Raw genomic sequence first — 21,028 nt, forward strand, 5'->3', positions numbered from 1 at the left:
ATGAAACGAACAACGTTAAGTATCACACTTCTTTCGACAGTTATGTTATTAGCAGGCTGTGGTGACGAAAGTAATCAAGCTTCGAATGTTGCAACTACACAATCCGTAGAAAAAGAACCTACTCAGAAGGCTTGTTACGATGTCGGTGAAACAACGTCACTCGATCGCAAAGATGTAACCGGACCACGCTGCCAATGGCAAAGTGAGCACAACTTTATTGTTTACTCTGAAGATCTGTCCAAGCCTGAATACCCAGGTACACTTCCCGTAAAACCAGGCTATGCTGTTCGCAGAGCAAAAGAGTGGCCTCGTGAAGACTTGTCTGATGCGAGCTCTTATGACAAACCTCGAATTCAGTTTTGGTGGAATAATGTCAGCTCACGAGACCCTCTCGTAAACGATTACGAAAATGGCTACAAAATTTGGAGCGTGAAAATTGATGGGACAGATTTACGTTTAGTTACGGATGATATGCCAAGTATGGCGTCACCTCAGACCTTTGTGACGAGCCGTTCCCCTAATAATCGTTATGTGGCATACGCATACAGTTATGGCGAGCCTCTGATAAAAGCGATCTTTGACTTAAAAACGCAACAGACCATTCAGTTGGGCAGTGCGCGCACCAAGCCATATTTGGTCTGGGCGGATGACTCTAGCTACATCTATTTCTCAGACGGTTTTAAGCGCTATAAATACACACTCGCGACAGGAATCAAAGAAGAGGTAGACGTACCGTTGTCTGAAAATACGGTCATTGTAGACGGCAAATTAATCAATGCCGCGGGCTTGGGGGTTGGGGTTTATGACGCCAAGACACTCAAACGCTTATACACTATTTTACCTGAAAAAGAGTTTGAAGACTCCGTCGATATTGAAAAGCGTATCTACCGCCAAATTGCGATCAGCCCTAATGGTAAGTATGTATGGGGAATAAACTCGTATCGTAAGGTGCTGATCAACGTTGAAGAAAAAACGTGGCTTGCGTTTTCTAAGGAAGGCGATGAAAAGAACGTTTATGCTAAAGTGGGCAATATCAGTAACAACGGTAATGAAACACAAAGAGGAGCAGCAATAATAACCATAAGACGTTATGGGCCAGATCTCCGTTATGAAATGAATGGAAATGGTGCTCAGTCATGGAAGGTGATTCAATCTGGTCAAAACACGATAACACCAGTGTTATATAATGCCGATGCTAATTATGGACGCTTTCTGGAGGTAGATAACGATGAGTAATAACTTTAAGTATTTACCAACAGATGTCTATTTGTTCGGTGTCGATTTTCCTAATATTGGGGATGCACAGAACCCTCAATATAGAGCGATTAATATCGAAAAAGATCTGACCTCATTAGAAGAGTTGAAAAATATCCGCCCTATGTCACGTATTCCTATTGCCATAAATTTAGGTGAGGAAAGCGCTGCTCTTTGGGCGACAGACGATTTAGGCCGTTTACATGTACTCGGTGATTCAACGCAGAAAAACCCAAAAACCAACGTCAATCAGGTTTTGGCACTGCGTTCGCCCGTACATGAACTAACACAGAAGACGTATAAGCTGTCTTTTCCTGAATGGTCAATGCTTACAGAGTTGGCGATTGGTGCGCAGAGTAAGGCTCGCCCAATCAAAAAGGCGTGCGCAGACCTCGCTTCTATCTTAGAAAAGCTAAAGGGGTATGGCGGTGATCAAACGCTTAACTCGCTAGAAAAAAAAGTGGAATATGCTGTTACAGAAGTAAAGCGTTCACAGCTCGCACCAAAATATGAAGTAGGTACTCAAGCGCTAACTGATGAGCAAGTTACATATAACAAATGGTATGACTCTGTACCTGAAGATAAGCCCATTCGTGGTTTTATCGTGCCAACTTTTTCATTTCTCGCTGTAGCGTTTTCAACCGATGATTATGACCTCGCTATTGTTGATGTAAAGCGTTTCGACGAGACAACGAGTACACATAAAAGCTTACAAGAAGAGGACACTGTAACGCAGGCTAAACTTGATAAAATCAGCGGTTCGCATCGTCCAATCGCGTTGTTTCCGTTGGCGTCAGAGGATTTTACTGATGGCATGTACACCATTGAAGTGGTTTTCGACCGAGAGTCTGCAGGTAAAATTCCCGAATTTGCCCAGAATGCCACTAATGTAACCAAAGAGTATGATGAGTTTGGACTTATCTCCAGAGTCACCTACGAGCTACGAGAGTACATCACGCTTAGCCAAACGACACCGTTTGGTAAGATCGCGGTTGTTGCGGGCGACATGATCTCACTTGAAGAGTCTTTGATATACCAATTTCCTACGCAGTTTAAAGCTCTACAAGCCTTCCGGATGGGGGAGCTTGAAAACCTAGAGAATAGCGGAACGACTGCCAGTATGAGTGCAGCGCTGTGGGAGATTGGAACAAAAGTTACACCAAGTTTGGTTAATGCTGGCATTAATATTCATCAAAATCCCTCAAGTAAACACGACGTGATTGGAAGTTTAGCAAATACGTTTTGGGGGCAAGTAGACAAGGGCGCTTTACCCCCAGCCATGATTTCGGCATTGGAGTTTTCATTTGGGGTATCGGCGACTGCAGCAGCTTACCAAACTCTTCAAGATTTACGCCAAGCAGCATCGGAATCTGAGCGTGCAGCTCAAGTGGGCTTAAAAACGCTTCTCAAAGAGAAAGGGTTTGATAAAAGTAAGTTCTTTACCAAGGTTATTGAACCTGCGAGAAATGGTAATGCCCACGTTGTGGCGGGGAGTGCTGCTAGAACGTGGTTGACAGGTAACGGCAGTGTCAAAAGCTTTTTGTCGCCCTTTGCTGGTGCCGGGCTCAATGCAATTAACACCTTCTATGAGATAAAAGAGATCACTGACAAAACCGAGCAATTACGCTTAGCAGAAGAGAAAGCTAAACTCAGGAAAAGTTATTTTGAGCAGGTATCACGTGATTATCTGAACTGGGTACCAGTCTGGAAAGAAAGTCTGAAGAGCGGGGAATTACTACTTAAGCAAATCATAGATAAGTTAGGCGACAATGTAACGTTTACTGACAGCATTCCGAATGACGTTGCTGAAGACAGTGCAATGTTTGTTCAAGACCATAAAGGTGCCGGTTTACGCTTGGTTTTTCCTTTTGATAACAATCAGGTTCAAGCCCCTCACTTGTCATATTTGGCTGCTGTTGATAAAGAATTATCCAAGATTCCAAATGCCGTTGTTGAAATCGAAGGGCATGCCTGTCAAAACGGTGATTCAGAATATAACCAAAACCTTTCGCAACAGCGAGCGCAGCATGTTGCTGAGTTCTTTTCTTCAGTCAGTGACATTCGATTTTTTGGCGAACGTCGACCGATAGTCGAGGTACCAAACAACGAAATCAAACGCGAAAACGCTCAACTTAATATTAACCGACGTGTTGAGGTTCGAATCTACCTACAAGAGTTTGCGGCGAGAATTCCACCGAGTCGACTCGGCTTTAAGGCTATGGAGCAAGCGCGTTTAGCTCAGTTAAATGCGAACTTGGGAGAAGAAGCAATTGCAAAAGAGCTCAAGCTAGCTATCTTCGAGATGATCGTTGGTATGGCTTGCTATGTTCCGATAATAGGACAGGCAGCAAGAGGCTTTTTCGTTGTCAAAGAAGGCGGGAAAATGCTGATGAGTGGCGCCCAGTTGCTAGACTCTGCGCTCTTCGATTATTACTTGTCTTCCTACAACGAAGTTAGAAAAAGCATATCTGCGATTGAACAACTTAGCCATGAAACCACAGAGATTATTGATTCATTGGCTGAAATTAATACTCAATTGACCGAGATGTATTTTACGTCTTCAGAGGCGTTAGTTGAGCACCTAGGAAAAGCAACGGGTGCAAAGGAGTTGATTAAGCGCTATCAACGCCGTGCACTTGCTATTAATGGTTTGGTGCTTTTGATTCAAAGAGCTTGTGCTGAGGGCGAACAAGAGTTCACAAAGCAGTGGCGAGTATTAGCCATTGATGAATACATTCAGCGATATATTGAAACCGATGGCTGGATATTAAACACAGAGTTAAAAGAAAACTTGTGTAACTTGTGGCTCCAAGAACTCATGCGTCGTGAGGGACACAAGCAATTAGTTGAAAGTTACGGTGAAGAAATAGCGGAACAAATCATCACTCGTAACAAAGCCAACTATATTGCTCCAAAAAGGAAAGACGTTTCTGGGGCGTTTAATGTCGCGTTTCCAGTGCAAGACAAGCTCTATAATCGTGATCAACAACGAGGCTTAGTGGAGTTTGCGACACAGTTTAATGTTGAGTCTAAAAAATTATCAGAAGAGGACCTAGGGTTCGTTAGGTTATTAGTCTCTGAGCCTCATGACAACTCTAAATGGGTCACCTTTGATGAGTGGGAGAAGGCACGATTAAAAGCAAATAAAAAGGTGCGATTATCGCCTTTCCACCGTTTGAAGTGGCAAATGGTGTTAGGTAAACAAAGTCTAAAACAGATGACGTCAAATGTGTTTCAGTGTGAGATGTCTTATCAGCGCACTGACGGTTTACTTAATACCAGTGGGCCTAAGTTTAATTTGATGTTCAAACCGATGAAACACGAGGAATTTAGTGTAGACCCCAAAGGTGAGTTGGCCGAATTTTTTGAGGCGGAAAAAGCAGATAGCAAAGTCCTTATTGGTTGTGAGTTTGAGCCGTATTTTTACTTTGGTGATGATGTCTTCTCTGGAGTGAAGCCTTTGATCGCCAAGCATGATTTAGTCGATTATAGCGGCTACTTATCTAAAGTTGCTCTCGGTCCGATTTTTGGGCCGGTGATAAAAATTGACTCCCAACAAGATGTACTCAAAGAATATGTAAACAGCGGTGGCTTCAAAAATATGACCTATGAGTTCACTCTCTCTGGAAGCAACTATAAGCTACCAGTACGAGTGGACAAGACAGTCGGACGATTTATTACGTCACCTAGACAGATTCCTGTAGGGGTTGATACAAACCATAACTATACACTCTCTGCTAAATCGGGCTTTTTGGCGAACGGAAATAGTGTGTCAGAGAAAGATTTGTTAACGCTAGATTTTGTCTTACATAGTAAAGTTCATAAAGGCCCGACAAAGCCTGTTATCGATGACATTAAGCACAGTGCGATTGCGGTCAACTACGGGAATAAACGACAGTTTATGAACGAGGACAGTATGTTCACTACTGCAGATGAGCTAAAAGGCTTTGATTGGACTTCGAATAAGTCATTCGCTATGGAAGTTATGCTCATTGGTGGCAAGCACAGAAAAGAGTCGTATCAGGGTCAAAATCTTGAATGGCAGAGTGTTCCAGTTTCACTAAAGCTCTCAACCACTTTTGATAATGAAGCCGTATTTGGATCTGAAACTACCTCTGGTCCTGAGCATCTAAGTAACCTTACTTATATTGGGATACTAAAGAAGGACGGTTCTAAATGGATGCTAGATGACAGCGATGTGATTAACAAAAATATAAGCGCAGATTTTGTCTCTGAGGCTCTATCCAACATAGACATGGAAGAAGATTTCGGTGGTAAGGTCGTCTACGCGTCTCGATTCGAGTTCGCATTTAAAGCGCTGAACGGGCAAGAAATCAAGGGACTTCGACCATTTGGCCCCGTTGTTTCGACATCTGGTAGATTCCAAGAAGCAGTTCTAAAGGTGTCCTCTCTAACACAACGCAATACAGCGGAAAAGACGCCGTTCAAACTTGGAAGCTTTGAGATGTCGTTAGGCAGGCAGTACAAAAATGTAGATGAATTATCTTATTTTTCTGATTGTGAAGACCCAAGCTATAAAGTTGATAAAGATATGTACATCAACTGGGCAAAACTGAAACCAGACGAGCGTACAGAACGTTTGGTAACTTGGATTAGAGACCCATACTTGGCAACCATAATTGAAGCGTCGATTCTCAACAAATAAAAAACCGCCTTCGGGCGGTTTTTCTTTTCTTATCAATGAAAACTGAAGTAGGAGTTTTCGCTTCTCCAATCAACCCGCTGCAGAAATATCGTATTTTTTCATTTTGTGGTTGAGGGTACTCATTGGTAGAGCCAACTGTTCGGCGGCTTTCTTGGTGTGCCAGTTGCAGGCATTTAAGCAGTCGATGATCACTGTGCGCTCGTACTGACTGACCACTTCCTTAAGACCCATCAAGCCATCGTCAGAATCAGAACGCCTTGGTTCTTGAACTGGCTGTCCAGGTTGCTCGGTAACAGGGGAGACAGCATTAACTTCGAAGCTTGGCACATCTTCTAGTATTTGTTCACCAAACTCAATGTGAGTGATGGTTTCAAAATCTGACAGTAGCACTGAGCGTTCGATGATGTTTTTAAGCTCGCGCACGTTACCCGGGTATGGGTACGCAAGAAGCTGTTTACGGACGTTGGCACTTAAGCCTGGTGCCTGTGGTAAACCTAACGTGTTAGTCGTGTGCTGAACAAAATGTTCCGCAAGTGGAATAATGTCCGACTGACGTGCTCTCAGTGCTGGTAAGGTAATCGGGAATACATTCAAACGATAGAACAAATCGGCACGGAAGCCACCATCTTTGATTCGCTGCATGAGATTACAGTGGGTGGCCGCGATTACGCGAACGTCTACCTCAATCTCTTTGCTAGCACCGATAGGGCGAACCTTACGCTCTTGTAGCACACGCAAAAGCTTTGCTTGCAGTAGCATTGGCATATCGCCGATCTCATCTAAGAAAAGCGTACCACCATTGGCTGCTTCAAACAGACCGACTTTGTCTTTATCTGCACCAGTGAATGAGCCTTTCTTATGACCGAAGAGTTCCGATTCTAATAATTGCTCTGGGATTGCGGCACAGTTCTGAACGATCAAAGGCTGCTCTGCTCGGTTAGAGTTTTCGTGAATGTATTTCGCGATCACTTCTTTACCAGCGCCCGTTTCACCACGCAATAACACATCGACAGGAAGGGATAACACCTTATCAAGTCGATTCAAGACATTGAGCATTTCTTCGCTCTCTGCAATAGGACCCTGATAGGTTTTTTGGGTACGCTTTTTGAGTTGAGTGTTCTCACGAAGCAGTGCTTGGTTATCGGCACTCAGGCTTTTGATCACTTGCCCATATTGCTCTAACCAAACCGCTTGGCGAATATTGCTTGCGGCCATGCGACAGAACTCGGTGAGTGCGGCTTCGTTGTCGATAACGCTCAAATCGAGCAAGACCAAGAGTCCAATGGTCTTACTTGCGCTGTCGATCAGCGGCCAAGCCAGTAAATTCTCGCTTTTTAATCCCAGCGTCTGCTCAGTTTGATAGATACTGTCACAGTCATAGCCGTTGTACTTATACAACTCGTTAATCAACACCACCTCACCATTGCGAATGGCAAAGTTAAATGGGTCGTTCTCACTAGCGGAATCTATCTGCAATGCCTCCCAAGGGTGGGAAACAATCGTTTTATCGTTATGGTGAGCGGTACTTGGAATTAACGCCTGGCCAGTCTGATCCAAAACAAAAATGATGCCGTGCTTTGCGAGGGTCATTTGTCTCGCAGCAGTCAACACGGCATCTAAGGTTTGGGTAAGCTGGCTGCGATCAGCCAAAGATTGACTGATCGCAAGTAGGGCGCTGCTAAGTTCGCTATGGTTAGCTGAACGCATAGGTTAGTGTTCCTTGCTCATCGACAGACACTTCGATTTGCGTATGTGAATCATCCTTGTCATGCACTAGTAGCTGAGTCGATAGCTGAGGCAGTAGTTGACGGTTGATGACCGCATCAATGTTACGCGCGCCTGTTTCAGCAAGACGACAGTTACCAAGTACGAACTCAACCAAGTTATCTTCGTAGCTCAAAGACAACTTATGATGACTCTGTAGACGCTGAGAGACTTTGTTGAGTTTGTGGTGGATGATTTCTGTCATTGCCTCGTCAGACAGAGGCACAAACGGGAGTACCGACATACGTGCCAATAGCGCTGGTTTGAAATGCTGGTTCAAAGTAGGGCGAATAGCCTCTGCGATGATGTTGGCATCAATGTCTTTTGATTGATGAACCAAAGATTCAATCTCATGCGTTGCAAGGTTGCTAGTCATGATGATTAGCGTGTTCTTGAAGTCGATAGTACGACCTTCACCGTCGTTCAGTGTGCCTTTATCGAACACTTGGTAGAACAGGTTCAATACTTCTGGATCGGCTTTTTCAACTTCATCAAGCAGTACAACTGAGTATGGACGTTGACGAACGGCTTCTGTGAGCATGCCTCCTTCACCGTAGCCTACATAACCCGGAGGTGAACCGATTAGGCGAGATACCGTGTGCTTCTCTTGAAACTCAGACATGTTGATGGTCGTCATGAAGCGCTCACCACCAAACATTTGGTCGGCAATTGCACGAGCGGTTTCGGTTTTACCCACACCGCTTGGACCAACGAGCAGGAATACACCTGTCGGTGCGTCTGGGTTTCCTAGACCGGCTTTTGCAGTTTGGATACCTTCAGACAGTGCATCGATAGCGTATTCTTGACCTTTGATGCTTTGTGTTAGGCTTTCTTTTAGTTTAAGAGTGGTTTCTGCTTCGTCTTGAAGCATCTTACCCATTGGGATACCAGTCCAGTCCGAGATCACGTGGCTGACTTCATCTGGACCCACTTCAAAGTGAACCAGTGGGTTGTCATTGCGGATTGCGTCTAGCTGTTCTTGGCAGGCTGAAATTGCAATGCGAACCGCTTCTTCATCCATTTCTGCGCATGGAGAAATGTCTTGCTCATGTTCTGATTCTTCATCAGTAATCTGCTGTTCTTCGTCGGTTTCACCAGACACTAACTCATGTAAACGAGAACGTAGTGCAATCATTTCTTCGATTTGCTCTTTCTCTTTGTGCCATTGTGCTTCTTGTTCTGCTAATTCTTCTTTTGTTGCTTCCATTGCCAGTTTTAGGTCTGGAATATTAGCAAGACTGTGTTTATCGCCTGTTTGTTGTAGCGCATCTCGCTCAAGGGCTTCGAGCTCGCGCTGTTGTGCAGCAAGCTCTTGTTGAAGTGTTTCTACAGACGCAGGAATGGCATTTAGACTGATGTTCACACGCGCGCATGCTGTATCTAGAACATCAATGGCTTTATCTGGCAGTTGGCGACCCGAAATGTAACGAGCTGAGAGCGCTGCAGCTGCGGTGATGGCATCATCGCGAACATATACATTGTGTGATTTTTCGTAAGCAGGGCGCAAACCACGGATGATCAATGCCGCTTGTTCCGGAGAAGGCTCGTCGAGTTTCACAAGTTGGAAACGACGCGCAAGGGCAGGATCTTTCTCGAAGTACTTTTTGTATTCCGACCAGGTTGTTGCTGCGATTGTCTTGACTTCACCACGGGCTAGTGCAGGCTTTAGCAAGTTTGCAGCATCGCTGCCGCCTGCTTGGTTACCACCACCAACAAGTGTGTGTGCTTCATCGATGAAAAGAATGATAGGGGTTGGCGAGTTTTTCACTTCATCCAATACAGCGTTTAGGCGTTTCTCGAATTCACCTTTTACGCTTGCCCCGGCTTGTAGAAGTCCCATATCCAAGCCATAAAGCTCGACACCTTTTAGGTTGTCAGGCACATCGCCTTGCACGATCTTAAGTGCTAGTCCTTCAACGACGGCTGTTTTACCAACGCCAGGCTCACCAACCGCAATAGGGTTGTTTTTGCGACGACGGGCAAGAATGTCCACAATTTGGCGGATCTCTTGGTCACGGCAGAATACTGGATCGATTTCGCCTTTGCGTGCTTTACCAGTGAAGTCGGTCGTGAACTTGCTCAGTGCTGAGCCATCTTCACGAGCTTGAGTGTTTTCTGACGTGGCGACTTGCGCTTCGATAGAGTGGCTCGTTAGCTCTGCAAAGTTGCGTTTGAGACTATCAGGATTTAGGGCTTCAAGGATAGAGGCGTAACCGTGTTGACCGTAACGTAGAGGGTTGCTAACAAGAGTAAGGAGCAGAGCACCGGAGCGGATTTGTGTTTCAGACAGATCTAAAGAAGAAACCAGCCAGCTTTCTTGTAACCATTCAATTAATAAAGCAGAAAAAACGGGTTTGCTGCCATTCCCTTTGGCGTTGGTATCGAGAGTAGATAGAACCGATTGTCTTAATAAGTTCTCTGAACAATCAAAATGACTTAATAAGACGTCAAAATCACTATTTGGTCTTTCTAATAGACTCAATAAATAGTGCTCAATTTGAACTTCGTTTGCTTTTTCAGAAACTGCAAGTGCAGCTGCGTCTTCTAGTGCAACTTTTGCTATCGGGTGTAGACGCTGAATTAATGAAGAAAGGTTTATATTTATCATGACCATTTAATTCTTTAGAGGAAAAGATGTAATGGCTATTATACTAAAAGTGACAATGCTCTTTTTTTATCAAGATGTTTTAACTAGCGTTTATTGGTGATTTTAATGAGAGTATTAGTGGTAATATTTATCGTGGCGAATCATACTTTGTTATTTTGAATTAATTAATAGTGAATATAACCAAAAGGCTAGGTTTATTAACTTTATTGTCTTGTTGTTATATGGTTATTTCCACTTTTTATATTCGAAACAATTTATTATTATTTGAATCCAATTTTTTGGTTTTTCAACCAATAAATTGTACTTAACAAATAGGTAAATAATGGCTGATTTCTTGTAAGTTATTGTATTTTATTGTTTATTTTAGTTGGCATGGAGTTTGAATATACCAAGTAGTCGCGGTGATAAGCGATTTGGTGATTAAACAAAACAGATTTTAGAAAAGGAAATAGCGATGCCAACTCCAGCATATATGTCTATCAACGGTGAAACTCAAGGTCACATTACAAAAGATACTTACTCTGCGGACTCTGTAGGTAACACATGGCAAGAAGCTCACGTTGATGAGTTCCTAGTGCAAGAGCTTGATCACGTGCTAACTGTTCCACGTGACCCACAAAGCGGTCAGCCAACTGGTCAGCGTGTACACCGCCCACTTGTTGTAACTAAAGTTCAAGACCGTTCTTCTCCACTACTATTCAACGCACTAGTATCTGGTGAAAAACTTCCTGAATGTGTGATTCGTTTCTACCGCACTTCAGTTCAAGGTAAGCAAGAGCACTACTACTCAATCAAACTGATTGATGCGCTACTTGTAGATATCCAAACTCGTATGAACCACTGTCAAGACGCAGCAACCGCAGACCGTGTGACAGAAGAAGTACTTAAGTTCACTTACCGTGCAATTGAAGTGACTCACGAAAACTGTGGTACAGCGGGTAACGACGACTGGCGTGCTCCACGCGAAGCTTAATTGCTCTTTGCGTAAAGATTCAGGGCCAACAATTGTTGGCCCTAATCCGATTATTTGTATCAGGTAAAAGATATGGTGAATGACGTAGAATTTAAATTTGAAGTGCCTGGATGTGGGCATGAATTTCGAGTAGAAAGTTTTCAAGTGAATGAAGAGCTTTCGAAACCTTTTCACATCAGTCTCTCATTACTTTCACTTGATCCAGATATCTCTTTTGATGCGTTAATACGAAAAGCGGGCACATTAACCCTTTATGGACAAGGTGTTGGTGCTGCACGTGTATTTAACGGTGTCGTGAATGAAGTTCGCTATTTGGGGACTGGGCGCCGTTTCTCTCGATACCAATTGGTTTTGGTGCCGCAAGCTTGGTTTTTATCTCAGCGTCAAGATTGTCGAATTTTCCAGCAGAAGTCTGCGCAAGATATTATTACTGAAGTGCTGGATGATGGGGCTGTCACCGATTATCGCTTCGAGCTTTCAGGCATATATCCTCCCAAAGAATACGTTCTTCAATATCGTGAATCGGACTTGCATTTCGTTCAGCGCATGATGGCTGAGCACGGTATGTGGTACTACTTCGACCATACTGATGCAAATCACACCATGGTAATAGTGGATAGTAATGATGCGATTGCACCTTTGGTGACTTCGCCAATCAATGCTTCTTACATTGGACCGATTGTTTATCATGCTGATGGTGGTGGCGTTGCCGATCGTGAGCACATCTCCGATCTAGAGTTAGTTAACCGGGTGCGAACGGGTCAGGTTACGTACACGGATTATAACTATGAGCAACCAAAGATCCCGCAAGAGATGACGCATGCGGGCGATCTTGACCAAGACTTGAAGCAGTTTGATTACCCAGGTCGTTACGTGGACCCTGCGATGGGGCAGGTAAGAACGACGGAATGGATGTCTGAACATATTGTTGATAATCAACAGGTTGAAGCGAGCAGTGATGTGATGCGTTTAGCATCTGGTTACAGCTTTAATGTCAGTGAACATCCTCGCGCTGAAATCAACCGTGACTACCTCATGTTATCTGTCATGCACACAGGGCAAGATCCACAGGTGCATGAAGACGAAACGAGTGGTATGCCAACCACTTACTACAACCAGTTCTCTTGTATTCCACGCGATGTGGTATTTAGAGCGCCTAAATTGGCTGCACCTGTTGTTGATGGTCCACAAACCGCTGTTGTGGTTGGTCCTGCTGGTGAGGAGATCTACACCGATAAACTCGGACGAATTAAAGTTCAGTTCCATTGGGATCGCTATGGTGATAACGATGAGCACTCAAGCTGTTGGATTCGTGTAAGTCAATCGATGGCAGCGCCAACTTGGGGGGCTGTGTATTTGCCGCGTATTGGTCATGAAGTGGTCGTCACGTTCCTTGAGGGTGACCCAGATCGTCCGTTAGTGACTGGGGCTGTGTACAACGGTCTGCATTTCCCTCCTTATGCGCTACCTGAGAACAAAACGCGTACTACGTTCCGTACCCAAACACACAAGGGGACAGGCTACAACGAGCTGAGTTTTGAAGACGAAGCAAACCAAGAAGAAGTCTACATTCATGCTCAAAAAGATATGTCGACTAAAGTACTCAACAACCGTTACCGCGATATCGGTCAGGATGAGTTCTTAAAGGTAGCGCGTCATCAAACCAACGAAGTGCATGGTGACCACAAAGAAACCATTGATGGTCATAAGACTACGCAAGTAAACAGCACATTTACCGAGACCGTAGAGCAAGATGTAACCGTCACTTACAACGCCAACGAAACTCAGTATGTAAAGAATAACTCTGATTTAGAAATTGGCGATAACCGCACAACTAAGATCGGTAAAAACGACGATTTGGACGTGGGTGAAAACAGTAACCTGACGGTAGGGGCGTCTAAGAGTTCGGACATCGGTGCCGATGACAATCAAACCGTAGGCGGCAATTTAACGGTATCGGTCAAAGGTAACACATCATACAAAGCCGACGGTGCGACGCAAATCATCAGTGGTGACAAGATTGTGTTGAAAACAGGCGGCTCTTCATTAGTGATGAACAGTGATGGCTCAATCAAGCTGTCTGGCTCTTCAATCACCATTGAGGGCAGCGATAAAGTCGTCGTGAAGGGTGGTAACGTAGCGATTAACTAATGATGGAAAAACAACCACTTACTACAGAAACTATCACGAAACAGCAAGCCGATACTCCGGCTTGCTTTTCGCGCTTTGGAACCATAGTCGCCATCAACGAATCCACAGGCAGTGTTCGAGTTAATTTTGATGGAAATCCATTTAACCAGCCACTTACCGCAAGGTTAGGGCGTGGCTTTCGTCGTTCTGAGTTACAAATGGCCATCGATAACCAGTTAAGTTGTCGAATTGAATTCCTGAACGAAGACTTAAGCTTGCCATTTGTGACGGACATATTCTTTTCCATTTTGGATGATTCTGACGAATTTGTATTAAGAGCCAAAAAGATGGTGATTGAGACAGAACAGGAGCTGATCGTTAAAAGCGGAGAGACAGAAACTCGCTATAGCGGGCGCGATGGTCGTATCACCACAAAGGCTAAGTACGTCACCTCTCAAGCAGAAAAAGCACAAAAAATTCAAGGTGGAACGATAGCAATTAACTGAGCACAACGAGCTGATTGTTAATAACTAATCATTACTAACTAATTGCTACTAGCTGACTGCTATCGCGTTCTCGTACGCTAACAATGGATAAGTAGATGCGACAAAGAATCGGTGTCGAGCACCTAAAGGCACCTATAACCAATCAAGACGTTGAAGGTGCGTTGGCGAAAGCCGAACGTGCAGTGAGCGACCTTTCCCAACTGCCAGCAACATGGCTGACCTTTTGCAACGAAAAGCTTTCTATCGCCTCAGAGAGCCTCGGATTCTTAATTAGGCAAAGAGTCCAAATTCATAAACGTGGTTATCCAAGTCGTGAATTGGAGTATCTCAAGCTCATTGAGCGCCAAATTGCTGAGCTCAAGCAGGTTTACTTATCGTTTTATCGATTAGCACCGGGGTTGATTCATCAATTAAGAAACCAAGAGCCAGAAATCTATACCTGGATCATGCTTCAAGGAGAGTTAGGCTCAGAGCTTGATAACCTTTTGTGTGGTCTGAGTTTACTCGAAGAGCTAGACAGGCATACCGCTATGGTGATTGTTACGCAATCGCCAGTAGAGCATATCGATAGTGTGATGTCTGAACTTATCGAAGGTAAAGTGAAAGCCAGCGCGTATTATTTTGAGTGCCTACGTGTCCGCCAAGCATTGAGTGTTGCGTTGATTAAACGTTGGCACAAAGCGGAAATCATCCTTTCCAATATCGCTTTGCCATTACTGGCGTTGCAGGATGTGGAAGAGGGTATTGAATGGATCAACGACAATGCTAATGGCGAACAGTATCTGTTTGAACGTTTGATTACTAAACGCGACCGAGGCACTTGGTTCCGTCAGTATTTTGGTACTGAACGGAGTCAGTTGCCTTCTGATCAAATACTCACTTTTGCAAAATTATTGGAGCTTAGAGAGTTTGAAGTGTTTGATATTTCTTCTTCGTTAGCTCCTGTCGATTTTGCACTGAGTGGGGATCACAGGCTAGTACCTAGAATCATCGATCACTTGCAAAGTTTAGAAGAAGATGAAGGCGAAGTTTGGATTCAAGCATTGTATGTGGTCTACGGAAAACTTCTTCCCCTGACTCCGCAAGACATTGGCGTTGAGCATGAGTGGGGAGAGATTATCGATTTGCTTAACGAGTGGGTGGAAGATGAAAAGTATGTCCAAAACCTACCCAGTCGTATGGGTTATGCATTGAGCTTCGAATCTACTTTAGCGGCGATGCAAGATGCCAATGTTGATGTCATGTTCCGCGATTGGTTATGGCGTCAAATCTGTATTCAATCAAGAGCTTATGTGCCATGGGATATGGCTATGCCGATCCATCAGCAAGACTGGAACTTTAACAATTTAAAAGCCGCACCTTCGGCGATCGAACGATTCAACTTAAGGAATGGCAATGCAGTTATGGGATATTGAAGCGCACCCAGAGCTATCACTTAAAGGGCGTTTTCAACGTGATGAAAACGGCGATGAGGTGTGGGTTGTTGTCGCTAAACGTACTTGGCAATTCGATGGAGTGGTTTGGCACGAATTAGGTGAAAGTGAAATCTTCGATGATCCCCAATATTTGGGCGAAGAAGGCTTCTCTGCGATGAAAGTTGACCACGAGTTTGCGTATACCAAAGACAACACAGATGTACTTGTTTACGGCAAAGCGCGCAGCTACGCGAAAAAGCCAGTGACATACCAAGAGTGCCGAGTTCTGATTGATGGTCATATCGATAAGACTCTCGCTATCCACGGAGAGCGCGTGTGGGTTGAACACGGGGGGAGTATCACACTCAGTAAACCGACGCCCTTTATAGAAAGAGATATTGATTACACCTGCGCGATCGGTGGTGACTTACGTAACCGAATTGGCGGTGGTGTCGCTGATTCCAATAAAGCGTTACTTGAGCAGAAAGTGCCCTCGGTTTTCTACCCGAGAGAAGAGTGGAGTGCTACTTCAAAAAATCTGCGAGTGGCGGGCTTTGGACCTATTCCCCCATTTTTTGAGTCTCGCCAAAAACTGGCTGGCACGTTTGATGAAGATTGGATTGAAAATCGCAAACCAATGCTACCGCTGGACTTCGATAGGCGCTTTTTTCAAAGCGCGCCCACCGACCAACAATGCAAAGGTTTTCTTCATGGAGGCGAGCGTTTAATGATGAGCGGCTTTTGTCATGATGACACGCTTTCATTTCGCATTCCTAAAGAGAAGTATCGTGCAACCGCCACTTTCAAAGACGGCAGCTACCAGGTCGATATGGCGATGTATACCTTGTTCGTTGATACTGAAAAGAAAGCCGTATCAATCAGTTATACAGCCGCGTTTCCTTGTCAGAACAAAGAACATTTGTTGGTCTCTACGTCTATCACCCAATTAGAAGAGGTAAGCGAGCATGCCTAACTCAACCGGTCGTTACGTGTTAGGCATGGAAGTCATGACGCCTACAGGAATGAACCTGGACGTTGCTACTAGCGTGGCTAAGGCGGACTTAGCTAGGTTTGATCAAATGGTCGGTAAAGACGGTATTGAACGATTTACGTTTGCCACAATCGAATACACGAAAGAGAGCGAATTATTTGGAAAAACCTGTGAGCTAACGGCTCACTTACTGGATTCCCTTTTGGTCCAACTACCTCGCTCCTTGAAGCCGATTCCGTTACTTATTTCTGTGCCAACGACAATTTCATTAGCGAAGATACAAGAGTGGCTCGGTGAAAGTGACTATTCTGACTTTCTTTCTGTGGTTGAAGCCGTGCATGCAAGCGGTCCTAGCTTCGTGCTACAGGCAATGAAGTCTATGGATAAATACGACGCCATGATGTGCATTAGCGTGGACTCTACGGTGAGTTCGATGCAAGAGCTTATTGACGATGCGATGGTAATGAGTACGAATAACCCATGGGGTGTTATTCCGAGTGAGGGGGGAGCGGGGTTAATTCTTTGCAGAAGAAATACTTTAGAAACATTGAAACTTAAGCCTCAAGCACAGCTTGGTTATATCGACACAGAATTGAATACCGCAGACCGAAGAGGCATGTTTAGACTTGTGCAGCGAGTGAGTAAAAAACTTGATTCGTTTGGTGAAGTTTATTCAGACATGACAAACCTACGCGCGCATACGGAAGATTATGGTTTTGCTCTAGGTGCTAAAGCAGAACGCTTCATTGATCCAGAACAACCTAATCTTATCAATGAGTTATGGGGAATGATGGGCAGTTGTTCGTCACTTGCGCTTATCGCGTTTACGGTTAAGAATCATCACTTTAACCAACCGGCATCGTTATTAATGTTTGATTTTAATGGCGACAAAGGGATGCTTCAATTATTGGCATGCTAGTGTGATTCTTAAAGTAATATCCTTGAAGTCTTTTCAAGAACCTTTACTCGATAAAAACAACATAATTGATGTAGTGAAAGCGTAAGTTAATGAGTCTAATAACTTAGTAATTATCACTAAAGTAATAGGTTTACCGTTCGTTTTAAATACCAGCCTTGAAACAAGGATGTTTCAGCAAATATTATTTCGGCCTAATAATATTTGTTCGATAAAAGAGTGCAAAGTGTCAGATAAGCAGGGAGCAGCCAAAGGTTATATTGATCAATTGGTTGTTAAAGCCATTGAGAAAAAGAAACAGAACGAGCAAAGATTGGCGCAAAAAAATAAGCCAAAGCTTGAGTATGTACTTTTTTCACAATTTGATGTGCTAGACACACTGTTATCGAAAAATGGTAGGACGACCGTCTATCATCTCGCCAAAAAGGGTCAACCAGAAAAACAAATCTGCTGTAAAGTCGTCAATGAAGACGCCCCAGATATTGCCAATAAAATGTTGGTCAATGAAGCAAGCAGATTAGAGCTCTCTCAGCACCCAAGCGTCGCTGATTTTATTAAGATCGGTAACGAATTCGAACGCCCATATTTAATGTACGAGTGGATTCAAGGTGAATCACTGGCAGAGAAGATGGAACGCCATTCCTCTAAAGGTTTTCGCCACGACCACATTGCTTGGTTAGTGTACCAACTTGCGGGTGCGCTGGAGTTTATGCACACCCGAGGTATTTGCCATCTTGATATTAAGCCGTCAAATGTTCTTGTTAGTGAGGGCGACTACGTTAAGTTGATCGACTTTGGTGCCGCGCGCTACATCGGTGAAAACGAGTCTCATGCTGAAGCGAGTTTGAGTTATGCGTCCCCCCTGTATCTCGAGACAGGTACGACAGAACCACAAGACGATGTATATTCGCTCGCGCTATTAACTGGCCATCTATTTATTGGTTCGATCTTTGGTGATGCTTGGCACAAACAGTTAAAAGATCGCAAACGTCCGGCATTAATTCCAAACCATATTTGGAAACTGCTTAAGCAGGTGATTAATAACCCAAGAGGGCACGGCTACACGGCAATTTCCTTTGCCCAGCAACTTGCACGTATTGACACTCAATCTATTGATTCACAATCGAATGCTCCTATTTTTAGCAGTTTACGCAATGCCGATTTATTACTGACACACTGTAAACCTCAAGATAAAGCGAGTTACGGTCGCTTTAAAGTGCTAGAAGCGAGTTTGGTATTGAGTGTGGTGGCAGTAACGGGTCACTACTTGTACCAGCAGAATCAGCCAGAGTGGAAAACGATCGTTAAGTCGCAGCCTATCTCGCAAACGGAAACACCACTGGTGAGCACCATCAAACCAGCGCAAACGGCTTCTTTTTTGGCTCAACCCCCTTGGGCGATTGAAACTGCACTTAACGATATGGAAAAAGACGTGATTTCGACTGCGCCTTATCGTGAAGCTTACCAAGTACAACAAATGAAACTGTCTAAGTTGTACAAAAAGAATCAGACTCAATTGACGTCTTATCAAGCTTTGGCGGATGAGTTACCAAAAACGCTGGTGGATTTACGCAAAGAGCTGGTCACGCTGCGAGAAAAACTCGTTGATGATGGAGCATTATTCCCATACGCAGACAAAACCTTGACCAAAGTGATGGCTGGTTTGAATGTTGCTTCGATAGATTCAATGAAGATCTCTGCTGTTGCAGGAAGTAAAGACGAACAGATTGCGAACTTAATCCTCGATGGCGAAGCAAAGCTTGCAGACGAAGAAATGAAAGCTGCTTGGTTATTAAATCAATCTGAAGCTTATTTCTATAGCCAAGTCTTGCCAAATAAAGTGATGGAAAATATCAATGCGTCTATCGATTCACACGCAAAAGATCACTTCTATACCAAAGCCATTGAAGAGGCTAAAGCCGCTAAAGCTTACTTTGGTAATACGCCAGAGCTCAACAAAAAGGTGACGGATCTCATTGTTGCTCGAAGCGAGTTCATTTTGTTTAGTACAGTCACTGAGCAATCCGTATTTGATAAGCAAAAGCTGCACGATTCACTATCCGACCTTGAGCGAAATGCCCCAAAGAAATTTGGCGAAATTACCGACCTGCTTGAGAGCATGGCTAGAGACTCCATTGATAAAAGTCATCAACTTTCTCGTCCTGCGCGTGGTGCAATCGCGGTTGAACGCGCTCTGAGAGACTACTTAGTAGAGGGGAGAAGTTAATGTCAGTCATTGAAATTGAACGCTTGCTCGCTCCCATCTCTGATTCCGCACCTGTAGGTGAGGATGCTCGCTACGAATTTTGCTATGAAATGATGGAATCCGAAGTAAAGAAATTCGGCTCATTGTTTGGTGAAACGGTAGATTGGAGCGTCGTAAAAACACATGCCACTGAAGTTCTAGAGCATCACAGCAAAGATTTAAAAGCAATTTGTTACCTCGTTCGCGCTCTAACAGAAGAGTTTGGACTGCAAGGCTTTGAACAAGGTCTGAAGCTGCTTAGTGAGGCGTTAAATCGTTTTGGTGTTGAACTGTATCCGTCGCGAAAGCGAGGTCGAGATGGCGCAGTGGAGTGGCTGAACCATCAATTTAAGTTGGTGAGCAGCAAGTTGGCTGAAAGCCCTCAGTCTTGGGAATTAGTTTCAAGTTGTATTTCAACCATCGAAGATGTGCAGCGTCAGTACGACGACGTCTACCAAGACTCGGAAGCGGACTTCTTCGAGATTCGTACGCAGTTAAATGTGTTGTCTCAACAAGTTGCTGTCGACAATCAGAGCGACGATGCAACAGCAGCTATAGAACAAGCGACACCAGCGGCACAGCCTGCCAAAGCCGAAGTGGTAGAAACGCCAGTGCAGAGTGATGTGCAAACTACGGCATCTAACACGGTTTTGCAGACTTCTAAACCTGCACCAGTTAAGAAAGCCGTCACAAAAGAAGTCGATATCGATACGGACTTCTCGTCGCCAACCGCTTCGAAACGCACCTTGAAGAAAGTCGCGGAAGTGATGCTTCATGCCAACCCAAGTGATCCTCTGGCTTACCGAATTTATCGTCATCTAACGTGGGATGACATTGACGGTCTGCCTGATCATCAAAACAATCAAACGCCTTTGAGTTTGGCGGTATCGTCCGATCAACAAACGGAATACCGAGATAAAGCCAATCAAGAAAGCGATATCGACACCATCAAACGCTTGGAGCGCACATTAACTGATGCGCCGTTTTGGCTGACGGGTCACTACTTGGTGTCTTTGATGCTCAATAACTTGGGTTTTGATGACGCAGCAATTGCTGTGAAACAGGAAGTGAAGCGTTTTGTTGATTCGCTAGAGGGCATCGAGTACCTCACATTTAAGAATTCTTTGCCATTTGCAGATGAAGCTACCTTGAGCTGGTTATCGACTCAAGATGCAACTTCTTCGTCTTCTCAACCCGTTGTTCAAACGGTTGTGATTTCTGAAGAAGATTCGCTGCCGATGGAGGATATCACTCTAGAAAATCTAGGGGAATATGCCGCTGAACTTGCCCGCAAACTTGAGCTGGATAGCTCGGGACGTGGACAGTTCATGCTGTATTTACAATTGATAGCAGCTTACCAGTCTGTTGGATTATACCCGTTGTGTCTGCCTTATCTTGAGAAGGGTTGGGAAGTACAAAAAGCGTTTAATCTCGCGAGCTGGGAACCCCACTTATCGTCACAGTTAGAAGACCTGATTCGAAAAACACTCCATCAGTTATTCAGAAGTAAGGACCTTTTGCCTGAGAAGTATGAAGAGTGGAAAGCAATTTATGACTAAT

Annotated in this window: 12 protein-coding genes; 10 read left to right on the plus strand and 2 right to left on the minus strand. The window is 44.3% G+C overall.

Features of this window, described 5'->3' with window-relative positions; all coding sequences use genetic code 11:
• Nucleotides 1-1,236 carry a TolB family protein gene (locus tag OH459_RS23500; RefSeq protein WP_253649602.1) on the plus strand — a complete coding sequence of 412 codons (1,236 nt, stop codon included), beginning with the start codon at nt 1-3 and terminating at the stop codon, nt 1,234-1,236.
• Nucleotides 1,229-5,920, plus strand: a complete 4,692-nt coding sequence (locus OH459_RS23505; protein ID WP_269989023.1) for an OmpA family protein — start codon at nt 1,229-1,231, stop codon at nt 5,918-5,920. The genes OH459_RS23500 and OH459_RS23505 overlap by 8 nt, the downstream gene beginning before the upstream one ends.
• A 69-nt stretch (nt 5,921-5,989) precedes the next feature.
• On the opposite strand, the gene OH459_RS23510 is transcribed toward OH459_RS23505, so the two are convergent.
• Together OH459_RS23510 and tssH are read right to left on the minus strand one after the other, a co-directional pair.
• Nucleotides 5,990-7,627 (minus strand): sigma-54 interaction domain-containing protein, encoded by a 1,638-nt coding sequence (locus tag OH459_RS23510; RefSeq protein WP_269989024.1) that lies wholly within the window; start codon nt 7,625-7,627, stop codon nt 5,990-5,992.
• The gene (tssH, locus tag OH459_RS23515) at nt 7,614-10,292 is read right to left on the minus strand and encodes a type VI secretion system ATPase TssH (RefSeq protein ID WP_239212160.1); all 2,679 of its coding nucleotides are present in this window, start codon (nt 10,290-10,292) and stop codon (nt 7,614-7,616) included. The genes OH459_RS23510 and tssH overlap by 14 nt, the downstream gene beginning before the upstream one ends.
• Nucleotides 10,293-10,746: 454 nt before the next feature.
• Between tssH and OH459_RS23520 the strand changes: the two genes are divergently transcribed.
• The 8 genes from OH459_RS23520 to tssA all read left to right on the plus strand — a co-directional run bounded on the left by OH459_RS23520 (nt 10,747) and on the right by tssA (nt 21,027).
• Nucleotides 10,747-11,265: an Hcp family type VI secretion system effector gene (locus tag OH459_RS23520; protein WP_005449492.1), complete on the plus strand. Its 519-nt coding sequence runs from the start codon at nt 10,747-10,749 to the stop codon at nt 11,263-11,265.
• A 72-nt stretch (nt 11,266-11,337) separates the two neighbouring features.
• A complete protein-coding gene (gene tssI, locus OH459_RS23525) occupies nt 11,338-13,416 on the plus strand; it encodes a type VI secretion system Vgr family protein (RefSeq protein ID WP_239967802.1) in 2,079 nt (692 codons plus the stop codon).
• Nucleotides 13,416-13,901, plus strand: coding sequence for a hypothetical protein (locus OH459_RS23530; RefSeq protein WP_017188924.1), 486 nt, complete (start codon nt 13,416-13,418; stop codon nt 13,899-13,901). Before tssI ends, OH459_RS23530 begins: the two co-directional genes overlap by 1 nt.
• 95 nt (nt 13,902-13,996) lie before the next feature.
• A complete protein-coding gene (locus OH459_RS23535; RefSeq protein ID WP_053052226.1) occupies nt 13,997-15,316 on the plus strand; it encodes a hypothetical protein in 1,320 nt (439 codons plus the stop codon).
• On the plus strand, nt 15,297-16,289 hold the full coding sequence (locus OH459_RS23540; protein ID WP_269989025.1) for a DUF2169 family type VI secretion system accessory protein: 993 nt from the start codon (nt 15,297-15,299) through the stop codon (nt 16,287-16,289). Before OH459_RS23535 ends, OH459_RS23540 begins: the two co-directional genes overlap by 20 nt.
• Entirely contained in the window at nt 16,282-17,226 is a 945-nt protein-coding gene (locus OH459_RS23545; protein WP_017188927.1) for a hypothetical protein, read from the plus strand. Before OH459_RS23540 ends, OH459_RS23545 begins: the two co-directional genes overlap by 8 nt.
• Nucleotides 17,227-17,449: 223 nt before the next feature.
• Nucleotides 17,450-19,450, plus strand: a complete 2,001-nt coding sequence (locus OH459_RS23550; RefSeq protein WP_269989026.1) for a serine/threonine protein kinase — start codon at nt 17,450-17,452, stop codon at nt 19,448-19,450.
• Entirely contained in the window at nt 19,450-21,027 is a 1,578-nt protein-coding gene (gene tssA, locus OH459_RS23555; protein WP_269989027.1) for a type VI secretion system protein TssA, read from the plus strand. The genes OH459_RS23550 and tssA overlap by 1 nt, the downstream gene beginning before the upstream one ends.
• Nucleotide 21,028: the final 1 nt, after the last annotated feature.

The sequence above is a fragment of the Vibrio sp. MM46 genome, assembly GCF_027587135.1.
Classification (GTDB): domain Bacteria; phylum Pseudomonadota; class Gammaproteobacteria; order Enterobacterales; family Vibrionaceae; genus Vibrio; species Vibrio harveyi.

Bases quoted from the DNA above. Each gene is read 5' to 3' on its own strand.
- OH459_RS23500 (WP_253649602.1), top strand. From the start codon at position 1: ATGAAACGAACAACGTTAAGTATCACACTTCTTTCGACAGTTATGTTA.
- OH459_RS23505 (WP_269989023.1), top strand. From the start codon at position 1,229: ATGAGTAATAACTTTAAGTATTTACCAACAGATGTCTATTTGTTCGGT.
- OH459_RS23510 (WP_269989024.1), bottom strand. From the start codon at position 7,627: ATGCGTTCAGCTAACCATAGCGAACTTAGCAGCGCCCTACTTGCGATC.
- tssH (WP_239212160.1), bottom strand. From the start codon at position 10,292: ATGATAAATATAAACCTTTCTTCATTAATTCAGCGTCTACACCCGATA.
- OH459_RS23520 (WP_005449492.1), top strand. From the start codon at position 10,747: ATGCCAACTCCAGCATATATGTCTATCAACGGTGAAACTCAAGGTCAC.
- tssI (WP_239967802.1), top strand. From the start codon at position 11,338: ATGGTGAATGACGTAGAATTTAAATTTGAAGTGCCTGGATGTGGGCAT.
- OH459_RS23530 (WP_017188924.1), top strand. From the start codon at position 13,416: ATGATGGAAAAACAACCACTTACTACAGAAACTATCACGAAACAGCAA.
- OH459_RS23535 (WP_053052226.1), top strand. From the start codon at position 13,997: ATGCGACAAAGAATCGGTGTCGAGCACCTAAAGGCACCTATAACCAAT.
- OH459_RS23540 (WP_269989025.1), top strand. From the start codon at position 15,297: ATGCAGTTATGGGATATTGAAGCGCACCCAGAGCTATCACTTAAAGGG.
- OH459_RS23545 (WP_017188927.1), top strand. From the start codon at position 16,282: ATGCCTAACTCAACCGGTCGTTACGTGTTAGGCATGGAAGTCATGACG.
- tssA (WP_269989027.1), top strand. From the start codon at position 19,450: ATGTCAGTCATTGAAATTGAACGCTTGCTCGCTCCCATCTCTGATTCC.